The following is an 18,461-nucleotide window of genomic DNA, read 5'->3' as shown; positions in this document are numbered from 1 at the left end:
AATTACTCACTTCTTTCTTTGTCCAACTTTTTCAACAACCCCATAAGTATTGCCTGTTCTTCGCTCGTCAAATCTTTTAAAAATTCATTTTCAAACTGAATAATCGAAGCCTCAATCACAGGAAATTTGGCTACTGCTTCTTCTGAAAGACGGACTATCTTTTCCCTACGGTCCTTACCTTCGTATGTCGTCAGCCATCCTAATTCCTCTAATCGGCTCACAGTTCGTGTAACCGTCGGAGCTTCCACATTCAAATACCTCCATATATTCGTTAATATCATTTCCTCATGCTGATGAACACAGTAAAGTACTGTCCATTGTGATGCAAACAGTTCATATTCTTTAAGCACTAGATTTAGTTCTTTACTTAACAATCGTGTCTTTTGAAAAACTTCATGGAATAATGGATTCATATCTTCAACCCCTTTTATTTACCTAGGTAATCATTATATTATACTTCGGCATCCGGAACTTGTAAAGCAATAGAAATCAATAAAACAGGCAACCCCTTTTCTTGGGATTGCCTGTTTTATCACATCGAAATGTTCCCTGGACCTTTCCATTTCATGGAGACAAAAATTGTAATGACAAGAACGATTAGTCCAAGTATGAACGGATATAGAATATTCACGTCAAACAGACGGCCTGCTAGGAGCGGGCCAAGGACACTTCCAATGCTCATATAGGCATTATTCATACCCATTGCAAACCCTTGCTCGTTCCCTGCTAACTTCGAAATAAGTGTCGTTAGTACAGGCCTCAATATAGAGGTCGATAAGAAAATAATCATCGTAACACCGAAAAACATGATGTAGCTTGGTACAAAAATGGAAAGTAAAAATCCAAGTGCTGCAAGCGCAAGGAAAATGTTCAATACGGCCGCCTCTCCAAACTTGCGAACAATCCAATCAACCGCAAATAGTTGAATGATTACACTGATGATACCTGTTGACGTCACTAATACAGCAATATCTTTCGGAGTTGCTCCGAACACATTATCGACGAAAAGACCGAGAACAGATTCATAAGCCATTAATCCGAAGCTCATGACAAGTGTAATAACTAAAGGGATAAAGTACGGTTTGCTAAATGACTGCGCAATTTCTTTTACCATTGGCTCAGACTTTTCATTGGAAACTTCGATTTTCGTATCCATGCTTTCCTCCAACATGAATGCTGAGAAAGCAACAGCTGCAAGTCCTACTAAAGCAGAAATGAGTAGCGGCATTTTCAAACCGAAATCAGCTAAGAATCCTCCAATTCCGGGCCCAATAACAATCCCAAGTGACATTGCAGCGGAAATGTAACTGTTTCCTTTTGCACGCTGATCCATTGTCGTAATATCTGCAACGTATGCAAAAATCGCAGGTATTAAAAGCGCTGCTCCAACGCCACCAATTACACGAGAAAAATATAAAATTCCAATCGAATCAGAAAAGTAAAAAACGAACATTGACAGAGCCAAACCGCTAAGCCCTGAAATAATCATTATTCTACGTCCATAGCGATCTGTCCATTTCCCTGCAATTGGCGACATAATAAGCTGAGCTCCCGCAAATATGGAAATCATCAAGCCTGCTGCCGTCCCACCTTGTCCAATTGACAAAAGATAGGTCGGTAAAATTGGAATAATAATTCCGAAACTTCCAACTGCAATAAACATATTAATCATTAATATTAGCATTTTCTTTTTTTGATTTTTAGACAACTTTTACAACCTACTTTCAAATTTAAACCGACTTCATATTATAATATGGATTGAACATAAAAGCCAACGAAGGAAATTATCTATTTTCACCCTCTAGTTATTCGAATAACTGAACTTTCAAGTCCATACCATAACAATGAACAAGTATTGTATGCAATTGCCCTCTATGATGATATAGGTGGGTCATTACTTCTAATAGCCACTCATACCGGGAGTAGGTTGCCCCCCAATAAGAAGTCATTTCCATGTGCAACTCTACATCGTTAAACTCCATAAATCTCCCTTGTAAAAAAACATAATTACTCATTAACGCCTCTTTAATTTCTGCTTTTGAAGTCAATGAAACCGTTGAATAAAATGCTGCCATTTCCTCTCGGTTTGCACCATTAGCAATATAATAATCCGCTCTGCATACTGTTGCAATATGCTCCAATAACTCACCTACTGAACGCTTATTGGCTGTTGACCTTTGTTGTAAGTCACGTTCTTCCAAGCAATCTACAAGTTCAACAAGAGAATCGATCGCTACCCTTATTTGATGCAATGCATATCTACAATAACTATTCATTTTTCCTCCTTAAGCTGCTGTTTCCGCTGTTATTTTTTGATCGCGCGGTAGCGCCAACCCTACAAGTCCAATAATAGGGAGGAACGAAACAATAATCATCGCCGGGTAAACCCCAATAATGTCCATCATTCTTCCAATGACAACTGAGCCAATTGCCCCCATACCAAATGACAGACCGACAGTCAGCCCTGCCATCGTACCAATTTTACTTGGGACAAGTTCTTGCGCATAAACAACCGTCACCGAAAAGCTCAACATAATGAAGAAACCAATTAATATCAGTAACAATGCCACAGCCCATAATGGCGCATATGGAAGCAGCAGGCATAACGGTATCGGCACTGCGATCGAAAGTACAATGACGTTTTTCCTTCCAATTTTGTCTGCCATCGGTCCTCCAAAAAATGTGCCCACTGCCCCAAGTGCAAGAAATAGGAATATATAGAGTAATCCCTCTTTATCTGATACTTGGTATTTATCCATCAAGTGAAAGATGAAAAAACTTGTAATATTGGTAACGTAAAATGAACGGGCAAAGATGATGACGAGAAGTAGACCAAGTGCTATCCCTATTTTCTTTTTCGTTAAGTTACCAATAGAAGAGAGAAGAACTTTCTTGCGATTGTTTAACTGCTCTTGTTCCAACTGCTTTTTATACCAGGCAGAAATTTTCATCAAAATAAAAATACCAAGTGCCGCGACAAACAAAAATAACGCTGCCGATTTTTGACCATACGGAACTAATATGTACGCGCCTATCAACGGAGCAAGTGCCTGCCCCGAGTTCCCCCCCACTTGGTAGATGGATTGAGAAAGGCCACGCTTCGATCCTGCAGCCATAAAAGAGACTCGCGATCCTTCAGGGTGAAAAACAGCAGAACCAAATCCAAGTAACATGACGGAAACGATAAGTAACCAGTAGGTAGGAGCAAAAGCAAGCCCCCCTATTCCAACCAGCGAAAACACCATTCCGAATGGGAGCGCATACGGTTTTGGCTTTCGATCACTTAAATATCCAATGACCGGTTGTAAGACAGATGCCACCATATTTAACGCAAAAAAAATGAATCCAAGTTGGGTAAAGCTGAACCCTCTCTCTTTTACAAGTACGGGGAACATTGCGGGAATTACAGATTGGAGCGTATCGTTTAGCAGGTGGCAGGCACCAATTGCAAACATAATCGGATAAACAGGATTTCCTAATGTTTTTGATTCCTTTAGCGTTGTCATTTTTTTCTCGCACCTTTCCCTGACGTCGATAACTTAATAGACTAAGTATATAGCAATTTTTGAATACTTAAATGTTTATAAATCGGAAATAATGATTTTATCTACTCATGCCGATATACTTATTAAGTAGAGATTTTAGTATAAATAGAAAGAGGCGACCTATTTGAATATACACGATGCGATTAAAACAAGGAGAACTATTCCGCTTGTCAGCGAACAGGCTGTACCTGCAGATCTTATTGAAAAAATTATTGAGGCAGGAAGTTATGCACCCAATCATCATAAGACAGAACCTTGGCGTTTCTTTGTACTTCAGGGCGATGGCAGAACGAAGTTAGGGAAAGTGCTTCGGGAGATAACGAGTTCTCAACAGGAAGATCCTCTTTCGGAAAGTAGTATTACGAAGAGTGAACGAAGCGAACGGAATCCACTGCGCGCACCCGTCGTCATCGCGGTTGGGGTGGAACCTAGTGAAAACGATAATGTTATTATGAAAGAAGAATATGCCACCGTCAGTAGCAGTGTTCAAAATATGCTATTAACTGCTCATGCACTTGGTCTTGGTGCAATCTGGCGAACAGGTGCAATATGTTACCATCCGAAAGTAAGTGATTTTTTCGGACTATCTACTAAAGGTGAAATTGTCGCATTTATCTACCTAGGATATCCTGAGATTGAACCGAAACCGTATAAAAGGACCGATTATAAAGAGTTCACAACTTGGATTAACTAACTAAAACATGCTCATCAAAATCACTTTGATGAGCATGTTTTAGTTAGTTGAATTTTTCACTTGATATACTTAGTATAGCTTCACGTAATATAAGTGATAGTAAGACCATCCATCACTATTTCGTGTCACTTATCTTAAAAAGGACAGCAGGTAGCAATACCCTCCAACCTGTCCACAAGTGAGCAAAAGAAAATATCGAGCTGGAACTGGCAGCTACAACATAAAGAAATGGGGAATTAAAATGGACATGAAAAATAATATGATGTGCGATTTAGAAACTGGTATATGTGGACCCGGTGGCGGTGGCGATACCGTAATGCAATTCATCGATCTCTCTGCACCTCAAAAGAAGGTCGACTTATATTATGTCACGGATCCGATTTGTTCCCATTGTTGGGCATTGGAACCCGTTCTCCGTAGATTCGAGGCGCTATATGGCCATTACTTCAACGCGCATACAGTAATGGGTGGATTATTGGAAAACTGGGATGGCTTTGCGGACACTACAAATGGTATCACTAGCCCTGCTGACGTCGCTGGGCACTGGAGAGAAGTTGGTGATCATTCCCGCATGCCGATTGATGGGGGTCTTTGGCATGATAATCCAATTGAATCTTCCTTTACCCCTTCTCGTGTATTCAAAGTGATTCATAAGCAAAATCCAGAACTTGCAAACACATTTTTACGCCGCGCGCGTGAAGCCCTTTTCGCCTTCAATAGAAACATTGCGCACGATGACTTATTAATCGATCTTGTCAATAAAGTTGGTCTTAATGGAGATGACATCGTCAAACAATCAAAACTTCCGGAAGCTGACACTTCATTGCAAGAAGACTTTCAACTCGTTCGTCAACTAGGTGTCCGTGGATTCCCGACAATCGTTATGTTGAATGAAGAGAAAAAGGGCGTCAAGATTGTCGGTGCACGTGCACTTGAACAATACATGGCGGCTCTTCAGCAAATGCTTCCTGGGGAGAATCTACAACCGAAAAAGCAGCAAAATTTACAGTCTCTTATCCAAAAAGAAAAATTGTTATTCTCACGTGAAATCGAAGAATTTTATGCGATTGAACAAAAAGACGTTGAAGTATTCGTAAGTGAACAAATGGCCAATACAAATTACGAAATGAAAGAAGTTCTTGGTGAACGGTATATTACGATCATCGGATAATGCTAGAAGATGGCAAGCAGGACACCCCAGTCCAGCATGCCATCTTTTATTGCTTTTATAACGATAATAGGAGTTGAAATGAAGGAGCTATTGGTGTCTATTTCACATGTAGGTTACTAGAGCAAGGATAGAATGCAACTTTTCTTGTGAGAGACAAACGAAAAGAGCAATTCACAAAAACAGCGCTGCTAGAAACAAGACCAAGTGAGATGTACACTTGGTCCCTCTTTAGTCACTATGAATAATTCGAAAAATCTGTATGCCAGCTCGTTTCAATCTCTTCAGATTCATAAATAATAGCTGTTGACTCTTTCAAGTTGGCTAACGTTAAGCCTATCGAAGCTAAAAATGGAAACAATATCAAAATGGTGAATACGCATTTTCATTGCCCTTTTCTATGCTTTTGCAGATTTCAAGACAATCAGACTCGTTGTAATCCCGACCGTTAACACCGTCGTATACGACAATAGTAAATCAATAGAAGGAATCAATAAGCTACCCATTGTAACAATCAGTATATCCACGCAAAAAATCATAACCCCCGGATTAATGGCCAGTTTCCTTGCGATCATTTGTGCAAGTAAATCTGTCCCCCCAATACTAATGTCTTGACGAAGCATGATGCCCACTCCTACACCAATAAACATCCCGCCACATATTGCGCTTATCAGGGGATTTTCTACCAAGTCCTTTCCAACCACGTTCAATGGATATAACAAATCAATGATTAGTGATGAAAGTAACATGCCGTGGATTCCGTTATAAAAGAATGAACGGTAATACTTCCAAGCTAGCATAAAAATTGGAATGCCTACAATAAGAAATGTAAACCCCACTTTGACACCCATCGCATAATGGATGATTAGACTAATACCAATCGCACCACCATCCAACAACTCGAATGGAACAAGAAATCCATTCACGCCAATTGCGACTAATATGCTTCCAATAAATATCGTCAACGCCTTTTGCAATATGTACACATGACCCCACCTATTTCAATTACTTTATTGATGTATATGTTTGTCTCCGGCATTTCTTCACTCATTCACTACAATCATTTTCAAAATAAACTAAAAGAGGAATTAATTCCTTTAAAATTGAGCAGAGTATGGATGAGATTCGCTTATTAAAATGAAGCACCACATCAAAGAGGAGGCTATCATTTGTCAGAAGGTCCATCCAATAACAACAAGTTGAATGAAGAGCAAGAAGACACATTGACGAATAGACAGGGACATCCTGTTACAAACAACCAGAATTTAAGGACTGTCGGTAATCGAGGCCCTGCTGTTTTGGAAAACTATGATTTCCTAGAAAAAATCAGTCACTTTGACAGAGAACGGGTTCCTGAACGCGTTGTCCACGCACGTGGAGCTGGTGCGCACGGCTATTTCGAAGCTTATGGAACAGCCGGTGACGAACCGGTTTCCAAGTATACACGCGCCAAGCTATTTCAGGAAAAAGGGAAACAGACGCCTGTTTTCGTCCGCTTTTCATCCGTTATTCATGGTGGACATTCACCTGAAACACTTCGTGATCCCCGTGGGTTTGCTGTAAAGTTTTATACAGAGGACGGTAACTGGGATCTCGTCGGAAATAATTTAAAAATATTCTTTATCCGTGATGCTATTAAGTTCCCTGATATGATTCATGCTTTTAAACCAGACCCGATTACGAATATTCAAGATGGCGAACGCTTTTTTGACTTTTGCGCCAGCTCTCCTGAATCATTCCATATGGTGACGTTCGTATATTCACCTTGGGGTATTCCCGCCAACTACCGAATGATGCAAGGCTCTGGAGTCAATACGTATAAATGGGTGAACCAAGATGGCGTAGCAGTACTTGTCAAGTATCATTGGGAACCGAAACAAGGCATTAAAAACTTGACCCAACAACAAGCAAGTGAAATTCAAGGGACAAGTTTCAATCATGCTACACAAGATTTACATGATGCGATCAAGGATGGGGATTATCCTGAATGGGAGTTGATCGTCCAAATAATGAGCGACGATGAACATCCGGAACTCGATTTCGATCCTCTTGATGATACAAAATTATGGCCCGAAGATCAGTTTCCTTGGTTGCCTGTGGGCAAAATGATCTTAAACAAAAACCCAGAAGATTACTTTACTGAAGTAGAACAAGTTGCATTCGGTACAGGTGTCCTTGTCGATGGTCTTGATTTCTCTGATGATAAGATGCTTCAAGGACGCACTTTCTCCTACTCCGATACGCAGCGTCATCGCGTTGGTGCCAACTATTTGCAGCTACCCATCAATTCTCCGAAAAAACGTGTCGCAACGAATCAGAGTGGTGGACAAATGCAGTACAAACTTGATCGGGCTCCTGGTCAGAACCCGCATATAAATTATGAGCCGTCAATTTTGGGCGGATTAAAAGAGGCAGTACAAGATGGAATAGAATATACACCTTATATTAAAGGGAACCTAGTACGGGAGTCGATTGACCGACAAAGCAATACAAAACAAGCCGGAGAGACTTATCGCAATTTTGAAGAATGGGAAAGAGCTGACTTGATTTCAAACTTAGTTTCTGACCTTTCGAATTGTGATCAGCGTATTCAAGACAAAATGATGGCACTTGCTGAAGAAGCCGATGAAGAATACGGGCGCCGTTTACGTGAAGGCTTGGCACAAGCTTCCAAAACAGGCTCAAGTCAAAAACCACTCGGGAATAGAGATGGTGACAAAGCACCTGAAAAAGCCGTGAAAAAAGGCCATGACGCCGATCCATATTAATAAAACAACTCACTCAATGGTTAAATCCCGTTGAGTGAGTTGTTTTACTTTACTGAACTTGAATTAGTAAGCTTTGCTTTTCGTATGCTTACATTTAAATAGTATCGAAACGCGTTTCTTAATGATTTACTCTTTTGAAGTAAAGATAAACTTTCTCTAATTTTTTTGTTTGTTTTCCATTCGAACTTTCCATATTACCAAATTCAAAAAACTTCACTTTTTTTATCCCTACAAAACTAAACAAGGCTCTTTTCATCAATATTTTATGGGCATTATTCAACCAGAGTAGTGGATATTTTGTTGGCCCTTTCATAGTCGACACGCATACGACTGACTTCCCTTTCAAAAGTCCTTCTGGTAATAGTCCCTTCTTATCCCTATAGGCAAAGTTTGCAGCAAATAATTGATCAATGTATCCCATAAGCATAGCTGGTGGTCTTCCCCACCAGATTGGATAGACAAAGACAATTTTATCAGCCCAAGTAATTTGTGTTCTATATTTTTCAATGCGAGAATCACGATACATATCACGTCTTCTTTTATGTTCATTAAACACTAGGAGTGGGTCAAACTTTTCTTCATATAAATCTAAAACCTGTAACTCCTTTATATTAGGATTTTCATTACTTCCTTTGATGACTTTTTGTAGAAATTCATAATTCAAACTTTTGTGATTAGGATATGTGTATATAACTAGTGTTTTCATAACGCACCCCTTTTACTTATCATATGATAAGTAAATAATAGCATTCTCTCATTTTAGTTGTCAAATGATAATTGTGTTGCGACAACTTTTTTGTTATCTTGTGAGTAAGAGGTGAGAACAATGGACAAAAAAGCTCTTTTTTATAAATGTGTGTCCTTTACAACTTCTGTTCATCGTGTGACACACGAATTAACAAAAAACACAAAATCAGATTCCATTACACCAGTTCAATATAATATTCTTGAGTATATAGCCGTTAGTCAGCCAGTTACCCCAAGTGAAATCAGTGATTGTCAGCATATATCTATGCCGAACACGAGCCGTGAACTGAAAAAATTAAGTGAAAAAAATCTAATCCAAAAATCAAGTGATACCGAAGATCGACGCAAACAATATATTCGCCTCTCAGAGAATGGAGAAACCATGATGAACGAGTCTTTTGCGTCCGTAGAGTTTCGTTTTCTAAATCGAATACAAAATGCTTCTGATGAAGATTTAGAGGCTATTAACCACGCATTAGATATTCTCCAAACAAAACTATACTATTAAAAGACATGAACTACGGTTTAATTCTCTCAGAGGTAATGGGAGAAAAATAAAAGATGATGATTTTAGAACACTTGGTTAAAAGAATAGAGTAGAAAATCAACGTTGTGGATGCCTATGAACCTAACCAGTTTGGATTTGGACACAAGTAACGCAAGAAATATAATTTAGTGGAGCAGTTTTTCAATGATTTGAGAATTTATATAAATCCCCCATATTGTTACGGTCTATAGATACTAATGTGATTGATTATACGCACCCTTGCTTTGATGATTTAAAGGAAAATTAGTTTGGATTACAGTTAAATTAAATCAGTATTTCATATACCACGATTAACAAAAAATATATTTAGATAAAACAAAAACGATTCACCTTGTATAAAATTGGTGAATCGTTTTTGTTAAGTATACAAGATGAATTTTCCACATTACCACTTGGTGAATTCCCGAATATATCATGAATCCTCCGTGTAAAAGTGACAGATTAGTTCGTTTCAATTATTTCTTTAATGATTATAACTAAAATATCTGCTGTTCTATATTCTTCTTCTAGTGTATTACTTAATCCACCTATACTCTTTAATACTGACTCATCACTGAGATCCTGATTGTAAGTATTTTGTGCCTAACCGTCCTTAACTATTACTCCCTTTTATATATTTTTGTTACACTATACTAATAGACAGTTCAATTTGGAGGTGCTCAATATGAAAATATTTATCAATAAAGTAAAGCCTATTCTAACTCATCCAACTACCATAATTTTAGTATTACTCTTCATGAAAATCATCGCATTTCGTATCGTCGTTTTTCATAATAAATCTGTTTTTCATATTGCTCTCATTGAGTTTCCACTATGGGCATTCTTACTTTCCCTCATCGTTCTCTTCGTAAAAAAACACATGTGGACCGGCATCTTCGTATTCAATTCGATATTATCCATATTATTTATCGCAATTATTTACTACACACGTTACTTTTCAACAATTCCATCCTATTATGATTTACAGCAACTGTATCAATCGAATTCAGTAGGAGGAACAATCGGCCTTTTAAGCACTCCGTATGATTTTTTGTTTTTCCTAGACCTTGTACTCTTCATTCCAATAGTTCGTTATTTCAATTCAAAAAATAGTAGGTCCTCAGTTAAAGTAAATCGACGCTTGGCGCTCATATTTGGAAGTATCGGCCTCATTACAACACTACTTGCCTTTAGGCAACCTCTTATTGATGTTTCTTATTTCGCAAAAGAGAATGGCTATTTGCAGTCGCAAGCAGTGCAAGTTTTCACCCGTAGCTTCGGAATCGCACTTGCGTCTGATGTTAATTTGTCTGAGAAAGATGTTGAGAAATTGAAAGGGAATGATTACGTTCCTGCAAATAAGCATGAGTCGTACGGCATCGCTAAGGATCGACACGTATTTGTCATTCAAGTAGAGTCACTGCAAGGCTTTGTGATTAATAGAAAAGTGAATAACCAAGAAATCACACCAAATTTAAATGCCTTATTGAAGGATAGTACATATTTCGATAACGTGTTCCAGCAAATCGGTGCCGGCAATACTTCTGACGCCGAGTGGCTTATGCATACGTCCATCTACCCCGAAGGTATGGATCCGACTGTCAATGTAATTAATGGAGAGCCAGTCCCTTCTTTACCTCGAACTTTGCAAAGGAATGGTTATGGTACAGCAACTTATCATGCCGATGAAATTACCTATTGGAGCCGTGAAAAACTATATCCTGCACTCGGTTTTGACTACGTTTATACTGATATTGAAATTCCGGCTGAACAAGAAATAGGATTTGGTCCCGCGGATGAAGTACTGTTCGATTTTGCGTCTAAACAACTGCCCGTACAATTAAAAAAACATAAAAAAATATACTCAAACATCGTTACACTGACAAGCCATACACCATTTGAAATGCCTGAACACCTTCAATACCTTAGATTACCGGACAGTTACGAAAACACATATGTCGGCAATTATCTTCAATCAGTCCGCTATACAGATGAACAAATTGGCGTATTCATTGAAACGTTAAAAAAGGAAGGCATCTACGATAATTCCTTGATCCTACTATACGGGGATCATTCGGGTGTTCATGGGGCTCCTGTTACTAAAGACGACGAGGCTATTCTTTTAGATTTACTCGGTCATCCCTACAATTTGAAAGATCGTTTTATCGTACCAGTCATTTTTTCGGGTGGCGGACTTTTCAATGGGGAAACAATTAGCCACTTAGGCGGGCAAATCGATTTGATGCCCACACTGCTGAACTTACTCAGTATTGAGCATGACGCACAGATGATAGGTCACAATTTGTTTCAATATGAACATAATTTGCTCGGCATGCGTTACCATTTACCAGGCAGCTCGTTCATAAACGATAACTCGTTGTATGTCGCACCAAGTGCTAAATTACCTGCAATCCTCTACAACTCAGAAACAATGAAAGAGAAATCCCGGACGAATAAAACACAACAATCCATCGACAATGCCTTACAAATCATGCAACAGTCTGATCAAATTTTAAAATCATACAGCAATCGCTAATAAAATAAAGTGGGCTATCTTCAACTGAAGATAGCCCACTTTATTTTATTGATATTTTAGTCTTATGCCTCACGAATAGCTAGTTATCCATTGAATTTTTTAAAAGCAAGTACTGCATTATGTCCACCAAAACCGAAGCCATTGGATATCGCATAGTTAATTTCCATTTTCATGGCTTCGTTTGGAACGTAATTCAAATCGCATTCTTCATCTGGATGTTCGTAATTGATAGTAGCTGGAGCAATATCTTCCAGTATACTTTTAAGCGTTATAATCGCTTCGATTCCACCCGCAGCTCCGAAAAGGTGTCCAGTCATCGATTTCGTTGAGCTTACCTTTAGTTGATAGGCATGGGCCCCAAAAGTAGCCTTTATAGCCTTCGTTTCTGATTTATCTCCCTCTGGTGTGCTTGTTCCATGCGCATTAATATAGTCAACTTCACTAGGTTTAATTCTTGCCATTTCTAAAGCTAACTTCATCGCTCTTGCTGCTCCATCAAAATCAGGGGATGTAATATGATGGGCATCCGTTGTTGAGCCGTAACCGACGATTTCGCCCAAGATAGTTGCCCCCCGTTTTTTAGCATGTTCATATTCTTCAAGCACTAAAATCCCTGCACCTTCAGACATAACAAATCCATCACGCTCACGATCAAAAGGACGACTCGCCTTTTGAGGTGAATCATTTAAAGTGGACATTGCTCTCATTCTTGAGAAACCAGCAAAAGATAAGGGATTTATTGAAGCTTCTGCTCCTCCCGTTACAATAGCATCGGAATAACCATGTAAAATATTCAAGTATGCTTCACCTATTGCGTGGTTACCTGTTGCACAGGCAGAAACCGGCGAAAAGCTCGGACCTTTAAAACCAAATTTAATAGCTATAATTCCTGCCGCCATATTGCTAATCATCATTGGTGCCATAAATGGAGAGACCTTTCTAGCGCCTCTTTCCAATAAATGTTTATGATTTTCGAGTACCGTATCGATTCCACCAATCCCAGATCCCACATAAACCCCTATTCGTTCCTTATTCACGGTGTCTGAATTTAGTGCTGATTGATCTAATGCTTGTTTTGCCGCTGCATAAGCGTACTGCACGAACAAATCATATTTCCCTAATTCTTTTTTATCGAAGTAATCTTCCGATGGAAAGTCCTTGATACGTCCAGCAATCTGCGTGTTAATTTCTTTGAATTCATCTGCCTCAACTTTTCCAATCCCAGATTTACCTTCTTTAATATGATTCCAAAGCGTATCCACATCATTTCCTAATGGCGATACGACTCCATATCCCGTAACAACTACTCGACGTTTCATATAATACCTCCGCTAAATTTGTCGTGTTTTCACTTATGTCTAATTTCATTATTTCCATGTACAAGTAGTTTTAATTGATCGAAAACAATTGAATACAAGTCTTCTCCTACTACACGTCTATATTGCAGCGCGCCTTTAATACTCGATATTAAAAGACCAGCTAATGCTCCTGTATCTTGTGTTATTTTGAGTTTTCCTTCTTGCTTTATGTCTTCAAGAAGTTTTTCCAGATAATCTATTTCCATTTGACTCAATTGCTGTACCCCTACTTGCATAGCTTCAGGTAAAAAATTAAAATCTGCTTGTAAAGAAGATAATGGGCACACTTCATTGTTGCCTATCTGTTTAGCTCTTCTTGACATAAACTCCCATGGTTTATCTTCTATTTTTATTTGGGCTTGTTCAATATTCAAATAGGATTTTTCTAGTCCTTCTTTTAACTTTGTACAAACAGCTAGACCTAAATCCTCTTTTCTCATGAAGTGATAATGAATACTTGCTTTCGTTACACCAAGTTCCTTAGCTAAATCGTCGTAACTAAAGGACAAATAGCCCTTTTCTCGAATATTTTTAAGTGCTAACTCAATGATTTGTGATTTTCTATTTTCCATGTCTCAATACTAACTTACTAATAGGTAAGTGTCAATTGATCCTAGTTCTTACCATCATACATTTCTATACGAAAAGACCCTATCCAGGTTAAGATAGGGTCTAGGTTTATTTAAAAATCAAAATTATCAGGGTCTGGACCCACTCGGTGATTCTGATTCAAACTATCGATGCGTTTCATATCATTTGCCGTTAATTCAAAGTCAAACACGCTTGCATTTTCAGCTATGCGATGCTCTTTCGTTGATTTCGGAATTGTGATAACGCCATTTTGTAAATCCCAACGTAAAATAACTTGGGCAACTGATTTACCATATTTATCTGCAATTTCTTGAAGGTCTGTATTATCCAGCAATTGGCCTTGCATGAGCGGAGACCATGCTTCCAACTGAATGTCCTGCTGCTGGCAAAATACTTGCAGTTCTTTTTGTGTCAAACGTGGATGGTACTCCACTTGGTTCACCATTGGTTTAATCTCCGTATCCTTCATCAATTCTTCAAGATGATGAATTTGGAAATTACTTACGCCAATCGCTTTAACCCGTCCTTCTTTATAAAGTGTTTCTAGTGCTCTCCATGCCTCTTTATATTTACCTGCTACTGGCCAGTGAATAAGGTATAAGTCCAAATAGTCTAAACCTAGTTTTGTTAAGCTCTCTTCATAAGCTGCAATTGTTGATGCGTAGCCCAACTCTGAATTCCAAACTTTTGACGTGATAAATAAATCTTCTCTCGCAATACCTGTTTCTTCAATCGCCTCACGAACACCTTGTCCTACGCCAACTTCATTGCCGTAAATCGCAGCTGTATCGACACTACGATAGCCATGTGTTATCGCAGTTTTTACCGCATTTATTAATTCTTGACCCTCTTCAACTTTAAATACCCCGAGTCCTAGCCAAGGCATTTTCGTACCGTTATGCAACGTTGTTGTCGATTGTAAGTTTTTCATTAGTTAATTTCCTCCTATTTTATAAATTAAAGTTGTATTGCCGGTTACCAGTTCCAACCACCCCCTTTAGGATAGTCTAATTCTTTGCTGATCTTTTCTTTCCAGCGACCGACTGACTCCCGTTAAAATGGCTGCAATCAGTACCATTGTACCTCCAATCCAAGCCGTGTGAATGAGCCCAATTGAATCATTCACTACTCCACCTATATACGCACCCATCGCAATTCCAGCATTAAATGCAGCTATGTTCATAGCGGAAGCAACGTCTACTGCACTTGGAACGAAGCGCTCGGCTAATATGACGACATACACTTGAAGTCCCGAAACGTTCATAAATGCCAATAAGCCCATGAAAAGAATTGTTACCAGACCCACGATTTTGAATGGTGCCGTAAATGTTAATATTAAAAGCACAATCGCTTGAGCAATAAACATATAGAACAACGAACCAATCGGATTTTTATTTGACAGCTTCCCGCCAATCATATTGCCAATTGCAATCGCAATACCGTAAACAAGCAAGATTATCACAATCGTACCTTGTTTAAATCCTGTTATCGTCTGAAGCAATGGAGATAAGTACGTAAATACGACAAATGTTCCTCCATATCCTAGTGCTGTAATAGCTAATACTAACAATATCCGACTATTTGTTACGAGCTTAATTTGGTCTCGAATCGTTGTCGGAGTGCTTTGCCGTAAATCAGATGGAACAAGTAAACTGTTCGCGATAAACCCTATAATCCCTATTACTACGATTGCCACAAAGGCAAAGCGCCAACCAAATTGTTGTCCAATAAACGTACCAAATGGAACGCCTGTAATCGTAGCAACTGTGAGTCCTGTAAACATGATTGAAATCGCGCTTGCTCTCCGATTCTCCGGAACTAAATCAGCAGCAATCGTCGATCCAATCGACATGAATACACCATGTGCAAATGCGGAAATGACACGGGCCATAAGTAAGATGCTAACACTTGTTGCACACGCTGCAATTCCGTTCCCTATAATAAAAACTACCATTATCCAAAGTAGTAATGATTTCCTTGGCATTCTTGAAGTGAGCGATGTTAAAATTGGGGCTCCTATCATGACACCCAAAGCGTACAAGGAAACGGTTAGTCCTGCCGTTGTTATTGATATGTCTAAATCTTGTGAGATCAAAGGCAACAACCCTACACTTATAAATTCTGTTGTTCCGATAGCGAATGCACTGACAGCTAATGCAAGCAGTGCAAACATGCTTCTCTTTTTATCTAAAGTCATTTTTTCATCCCTTCTTTTCCCATGTTGTATGATTGAATTTACAAAGAGTAAAATAAGAAAAGCGCAAGGCACCGTTTAGCCCCGACAAGTAGAGAGGGATGGAGTTTAATCCTTCCCTACTGAAAGTCTTAAAGACACCTTTTCAGCAAGACTAAAGCAATTCGAGGGGCTGGTGCCTGAAGCCTAAACAGCGACCCAAGTTGAAAAGCTTATACTTAGCTTATCTTTTAAATACCTCGTGCAATTCACTCGCAAATGTTAGTATGAGTCCCAGGGTCCAAAAAGAAAAGTACGCACTTTAAAGTACGATAGATACTAAAAAGTACTATAGGTACTTTCTAGTACCTGTATATGAGGAGGATTAGCATGGAAAAAAAGAAGTATAATATATCGGTCGAAGCGACATTAGAAGTGATCGGTGGAAAATGGAAATGTGTCATTCTATGTCATCTGACACATGGTAAAAAAAGAACAAGTGAATTGAAGCGTCTTATGCCTAACATCACACAAAAAATGCTCACGCAACAATTACGTGAACTAGAAGCAGATGGCGTTATTAACCGAATTACCTACAACCAGGTTCCACCGAAAGTAGAGTATGAATTAAGTGATTACGGTTTAAGTTTAGAGGGAATATTAGATTCGCTATGTGCATGGGGGAACGTACATATTATGAAAGTATATGGAGATAAGTTTTCCGTTCTAGAGGATAGTATTTTAAACGATAAATTAAAGTAATAATTAATAACACGTCTGTTGATTAACCAAAGGTAACCTGTAAATAACTTGATCATCCCCTCGCCGACACTTGTATTGTTGTGCTTTTGGATTGCTTTGGATTGAATGACTTCTAGTACGATTACCGAGATGGATGGATCTGTAGGGATGCGACTTTGTCGCATCCCTACAGATTTTTTCGGTAATCAGATCGTTGTCCTTCATCCGTCGCGCTCCAAATGCATAAGTACACAGAGTGCTGAAGCTTATTGGGACGAAAGAATAGCTTGCTTCTTACCTGGAGAAAAGCCGCCAAAGATGCAATTTTGGCGGCTGATACTTTCTCTATGGTTTTTTCTAATCTATTTTAAAGATGTGTTAATTTCTATAGGGCATCACAGGATTAGATGCATAATCTTTGCTAAAAGTAAGCAAGGAACGCGACAGGCAACGATTCCATATAAGCGCTTGTACGCTTATCATAAACTATTCATTTATTTATAAGGTTCTTTTTCTGATAAAAATTTCTATTTACAAGATAGATACCAATAATAATAAACAAGCCACCAACTATGATTGATGGGTATAACGTCTCCCCTAATAGTAACCAGCCCGATAAAACACCGAAGAAAGGTGCCAAAAATAAATAGGCACTCGTTTTTCCTGGATCACCCTTTTGTAAAAGATAATACCAAACGGCAAATTGAACAATAGAAGACATAATACTTAACCATAGTAAAATGAACATTGAATTACTGTTCAAAATGAAGTATGGTTTTTCGAGAATAAAGCTTCCAAGTAAAAGTAGTAATCCACCAAAAAGCATCTGATAAGCGGATAGAACCCACGTATTGAAAAGTAATCCCCATTTTTTAACTAATAAAGTTGAAATTGCCCAAAAAACAGCAGAAAGAATGCCAAAAAGAATGCCAATCTTTAATTCAATTTGCGCACCCACCGCAATGCTTACCCCTACTAACCCTAAAAGAACACCAATCCATTGATAAAATTTATAGCGTGTTTGTAAAAAAATAGTGCCGAATACAACAACAAGTAACGGGTTAGTGAATGTAAGAATTGAGGTTTCACTAGCTGTAATTGTTCGTAAACTCAAGAAAATACACCCCATTACACCGGCTGTTTGGAAAGTACCAATAATAAGTATCTTTATCCAGTTTCCTTTAGATGTTGGGTGCGGTCTTTTTAAAGCGATAACGATCACTGCCATTATGAATCCAGCAAGAGTGAAGCGTAATCCGGCTAATAACAACGGGGATGAATAAGACAAACCTATTTTACCTACAGCAAAAGAAGAACCCATTAAAAATGTTGTTAAGACTATTAACAATGTAAATTTGAAAGAATTCATTTTTTATCTCCCTACATATTATATTGAGCTATCTGTGTCTATTATAACTTCTAAACATTTCAGCTATGGTCGAAGTATGGAATGCAAATCGAAATAAATTATAGGAAGAAACTAGCTATTCTTTCGTCCCAATAAGCTTCAGCACACTGTGTACTTAAGCATTTGGAGCGCGACGGATGAAGGACAATCATACGATTACCAAAAAAAAGTGTAGGGATGCGAAAAGTCGCATCCCTACACCTCAC

The 18,461-nt window shown here is 38.6% G+C and carries 17 protein-coding genes and 1 pseudogene; 6 read left to right on the top strand and 12 right to left on the bottom strand.

Annotated elements, in window-relative coordinates:
- Nucleotides 1–2 precede the first annotated feature (2 nt).
- The 4 genes from FQ087_RS01685 to FQ087_RS01670 all read right to left on the bottom strand — a co-directional run bounded on the left by FQ087_RS01685 (nucleotide 3) and on the right by FQ087_RS01670 (nucleotide 3,506).
- Nucleotides 3–413, bottom strand: a complete 411-nt coding sequence (locus tag FQ087_RS01685) for a MarR family winged helix-turn-helix transcriptional regulator (RefSeq protein ID WP_149578829.1) — start codon at nucleotides 411–413, stop codon at nucleotides 3–5.
- Between the two features lie 119 nt (nucleotides 414–532).
- Nucleotides 533–1,708, bottom strand: a complete 1,176-nt coding sequence (locus tag FQ087_RS01680; RefSeq protein WP_149578828.1) for an MFS transporter — start codon at nucleotides 1,706–1,708, stop codon at nucleotides 533–535.
- A 97-nt stretch (nucleotides 1,709–1,805) separates the two neighbouring features.
- A complete protein-coding gene (locus FQ087_RS01675) occupies nucleotides 1,806–2,276 on the bottom strand; it encodes a DinB family protein (protein WP_149578827.1) in 471 nt (156 codons plus the stop codon).
- A 9-nt stretch (nucleotides 2,277–2,285) separates the two neighbouring features.
- Nucleotides 2,286–3,506 (bottom strand): MFS transporter, encoded by a 1,221-nt coding sequence (locus FQ087_RS01670; protein ID WP_149578826.1) that lies wholly within the window; start codon nucleotides 3,504–3,506, stop codon nucleotides 2,286–2,288.
- Nucleotides 3,507–3,669: 163 nt separating this feature from the next.
- Here FQ087_RS01670 and FQ087_RS01665 point away from each other — a divergent pair, with 163 nt between their 5' ends.
- Both FQ087_RS01665 and FQ087_RS01660 read left to right on the top strand, forming a co-directional pair.
- Nucleotides 3,670–4,239 (top strand): nitroreductase family protein, encoded by a 570-nt coding sequence (locus FQ087_RS01665; protein WP_149578825.1) that lies wholly within the window; start codon nucleotides 3,670–3,672, stop codon nucleotides 4,237–4,239.
- Between the two features lie 247 nt (nucleotides 4,240–4,486).
- Nucleotides 4,487–5,410, top strand: a complete 924-nt coding sequence (locus FQ087_RS01660) for a DsbA family protein (protein WP_149580710.1) — start codon at nucleotides 4,487–4,489, stop codon at nucleotides 5,408–5,410.
- A 395-nt stretch (nucleotides 5,411–5,805) separates the two neighbouring features.
- Here FQ087_RS01660 and FQ087_RS01655 read toward each other — a convergent pair whose 3' ends face one another.
- The gene (locus FQ087_RS01655; RefSeq protein ID WP_149578824.1) at nucleotides 5,806–6,393 is read right to left on the bottom strand and encodes a YitT family protein; all 588 of its coding nucleotides are present in this window, start codon (nucleotides 6,391–6,393) and stop codon (nucleotides 5,806–5,808) included.
- A 183-nt stretch (nucleotides 6,394–6,576) separates the two neighbouring features.
- On the opposite strand from FQ087_RS01655, the gene FQ087_RS01650 reads away from it, so the two are divergent.
- Complete coding sequence (locus tag FQ087_RS01650) at nucleotides 6,577–8,175, top strand: catalase (RefSeq protein WP_149578823.1); 1,599 nt, start codon at nucleotides 6,577–6,579, stop codon at nucleotides 8,173–8,175.
- A gap of 118 nt (nucleotides 8,176–8,293) precedes the next feature.
- Here FQ087_RS01650 and FQ087_RS01645 read toward each other — a convergent pair whose 3' ends face one another.
- Nucleotides 8,294–8,881, bottom strand: a complete 588-nt coding sequence (locus FQ087_RS01645) for an NAD(P)H-dependent oxidoreductase (RefSeq protein WP_149578822.1) — start codon at nucleotides 8,879–8,881, stop codon at nucleotides 8,294–8,296.
- A 120-nt stretch (nucleotides 8,882–9,001) separates the two neighbouring features.
- On the opposite strand from FQ087_RS01645, the gene FQ087_RS01640 reads away from it, so the two are divergent.
- Nucleotides 9,002–9,430 carry a MarR family winged helix-turn-helix transcriptional regulator gene (locus FQ087_RS01640; RefSeq protein WP_149578821.1) on the top strand — a complete coding sequence of 143 codons (429 nt, stop codon included), beginning with the start codon at nucleotides 9,002–9,004 and terminating at the stop codon, nucleotides 9,428–9,430.
- A gap of 480 nt (nucleotides 9,431–9,910) precedes the next feature.
- Here the strand turns inward: FQ087_RS01640 and FQ087_RS01635 are convergent.
- Nucleotides 9,911–10,036 (bottom strand): annotated as a pseudogene (locus FQ087_RS01635) (stage II sporulation protein P); the annotation flags it as partial.
- A gap of 97 nt (nucleotides 10,037–10,133) precedes the next feature.
- On the opposite strand from FQ087_RS01635, the gene FQ087_RS01630 reads away from it, so the two are divergent.
- The gene (locus FQ087_RS01630; protein WP_149578820.1) at nucleotides 10,134–11,984 is read left to right on the top strand and encodes an LTA synthase family protein; all 1,851 of its coding nucleotides are present in this window, start codon (nucleotides 10,134–10,136) and stop codon (nucleotides 11,982–11,984) included.
- A gap of 83 nt (nucleotides 11,985–12,067) precedes the next feature.
- On the opposite strand, the gene fabF is transcribed toward FQ087_RS01630, so the two are convergent.
- The 4 genes from fabF to FQ087_RS01610 all read right to left on the bottom strand — a co-directional run bounded on the left by fabF (nucleotide 12,068) and on the right by FQ087_RS01610 (nucleotide 16,130).
- Complete coding sequence (fabF, locus tag FQ087_RS01625) at nucleotides 12,068–13,303, bottom strand: beta-ketoacyl-ACP synthase II (protein WP_149578819.1); 1,236 nt, start codon at nucleotides 13,301–13,303, stop codon at nucleotides 12,068–12,070.
- A gap of 29 nt (nucleotides 13,304–13,332) precedes the next feature.
- On the bottom strand, nucleotides 13,333–13,914 hold the full coding sequence (locus tag FQ087_RS01620; protein ID WP_149578818.1) for a TetR/AcrR family transcriptional regulator: 582 nt from the start codon (nucleotides 13,912–13,914) through the stop codon (nucleotides 13,333–13,335).
- Nucleotides 13,915–14,024: 110 nt separating this feature from the next.
- Nucleotides 14,025–14,864 (bottom strand): aldo/keto reductase, encoded by an 840-nt coding sequence (locus FQ087_RS01615; RefSeq protein WP_149578817.1) that lies wholly within the window; start codon nucleotides 14,862–14,864, stop codon nucleotides 14,025–14,027.
- Between the two features lie 66 nt (nucleotides 14,865–14,930).
- Nucleotides 14,931–16,130 carry an MFS transporter gene (locus FQ087_RS01610; protein ID WP_149578816.1) on the bottom strand — a complete coding sequence of 400 codons (1,200 nt, stop codon included), beginning with the start codon at nucleotides 16,128–16,130 and terminating at the stop codon, nucleotides 14,931–14,933.
- A 366-nt stretch (nucleotides 16,131–16,496) separates the two neighbouring features.
- On the opposite strand from FQ087_RS01610, the gene FQ087_RS01605 reads away from it, so the two are divergent.
- Nucleotides 16,497–16,868 (top strand): winged helix-turn-helix transcriptional regulator, encoded by a 372-nt coding sequence (locus FQ087_RS01605; protein WP_149578815.1) that lies wholly within the window; start codon nucleotides 16,497–16,499, stop codon nucleotides 16,866–16,868.
- Nucleotides 16,869–17,337: 469 nt separating this feature from the next.
- Here FQ087_RS01605 and FQ087_RS01600 read toward each other — a convergent pair whose 3' ends face one another.
- Entirely contained in the window at nucleotides 17,338–18,216 is an 879-nt protein-coding gene (locus FQ087_RS01600) for a DMT family transporter (protein WP_149578814.1), read from the bottom strand.
- Nucleotides 18,217–18,461 lie beyond the last annotated feature (245 nt).

Source organism: Sporosarcina sp. ANT_H38 (assembly GCF_008369195.1).
In the GTDB taxonomy this organism is placed as follows: Bacteria; Bacillota; Bacilli; order Bacillales_A; family Planococcaceae; genus Sporosarcina.
This window is presented reverse-complemented; position numbering and strand designations above follow the sequence as displayed.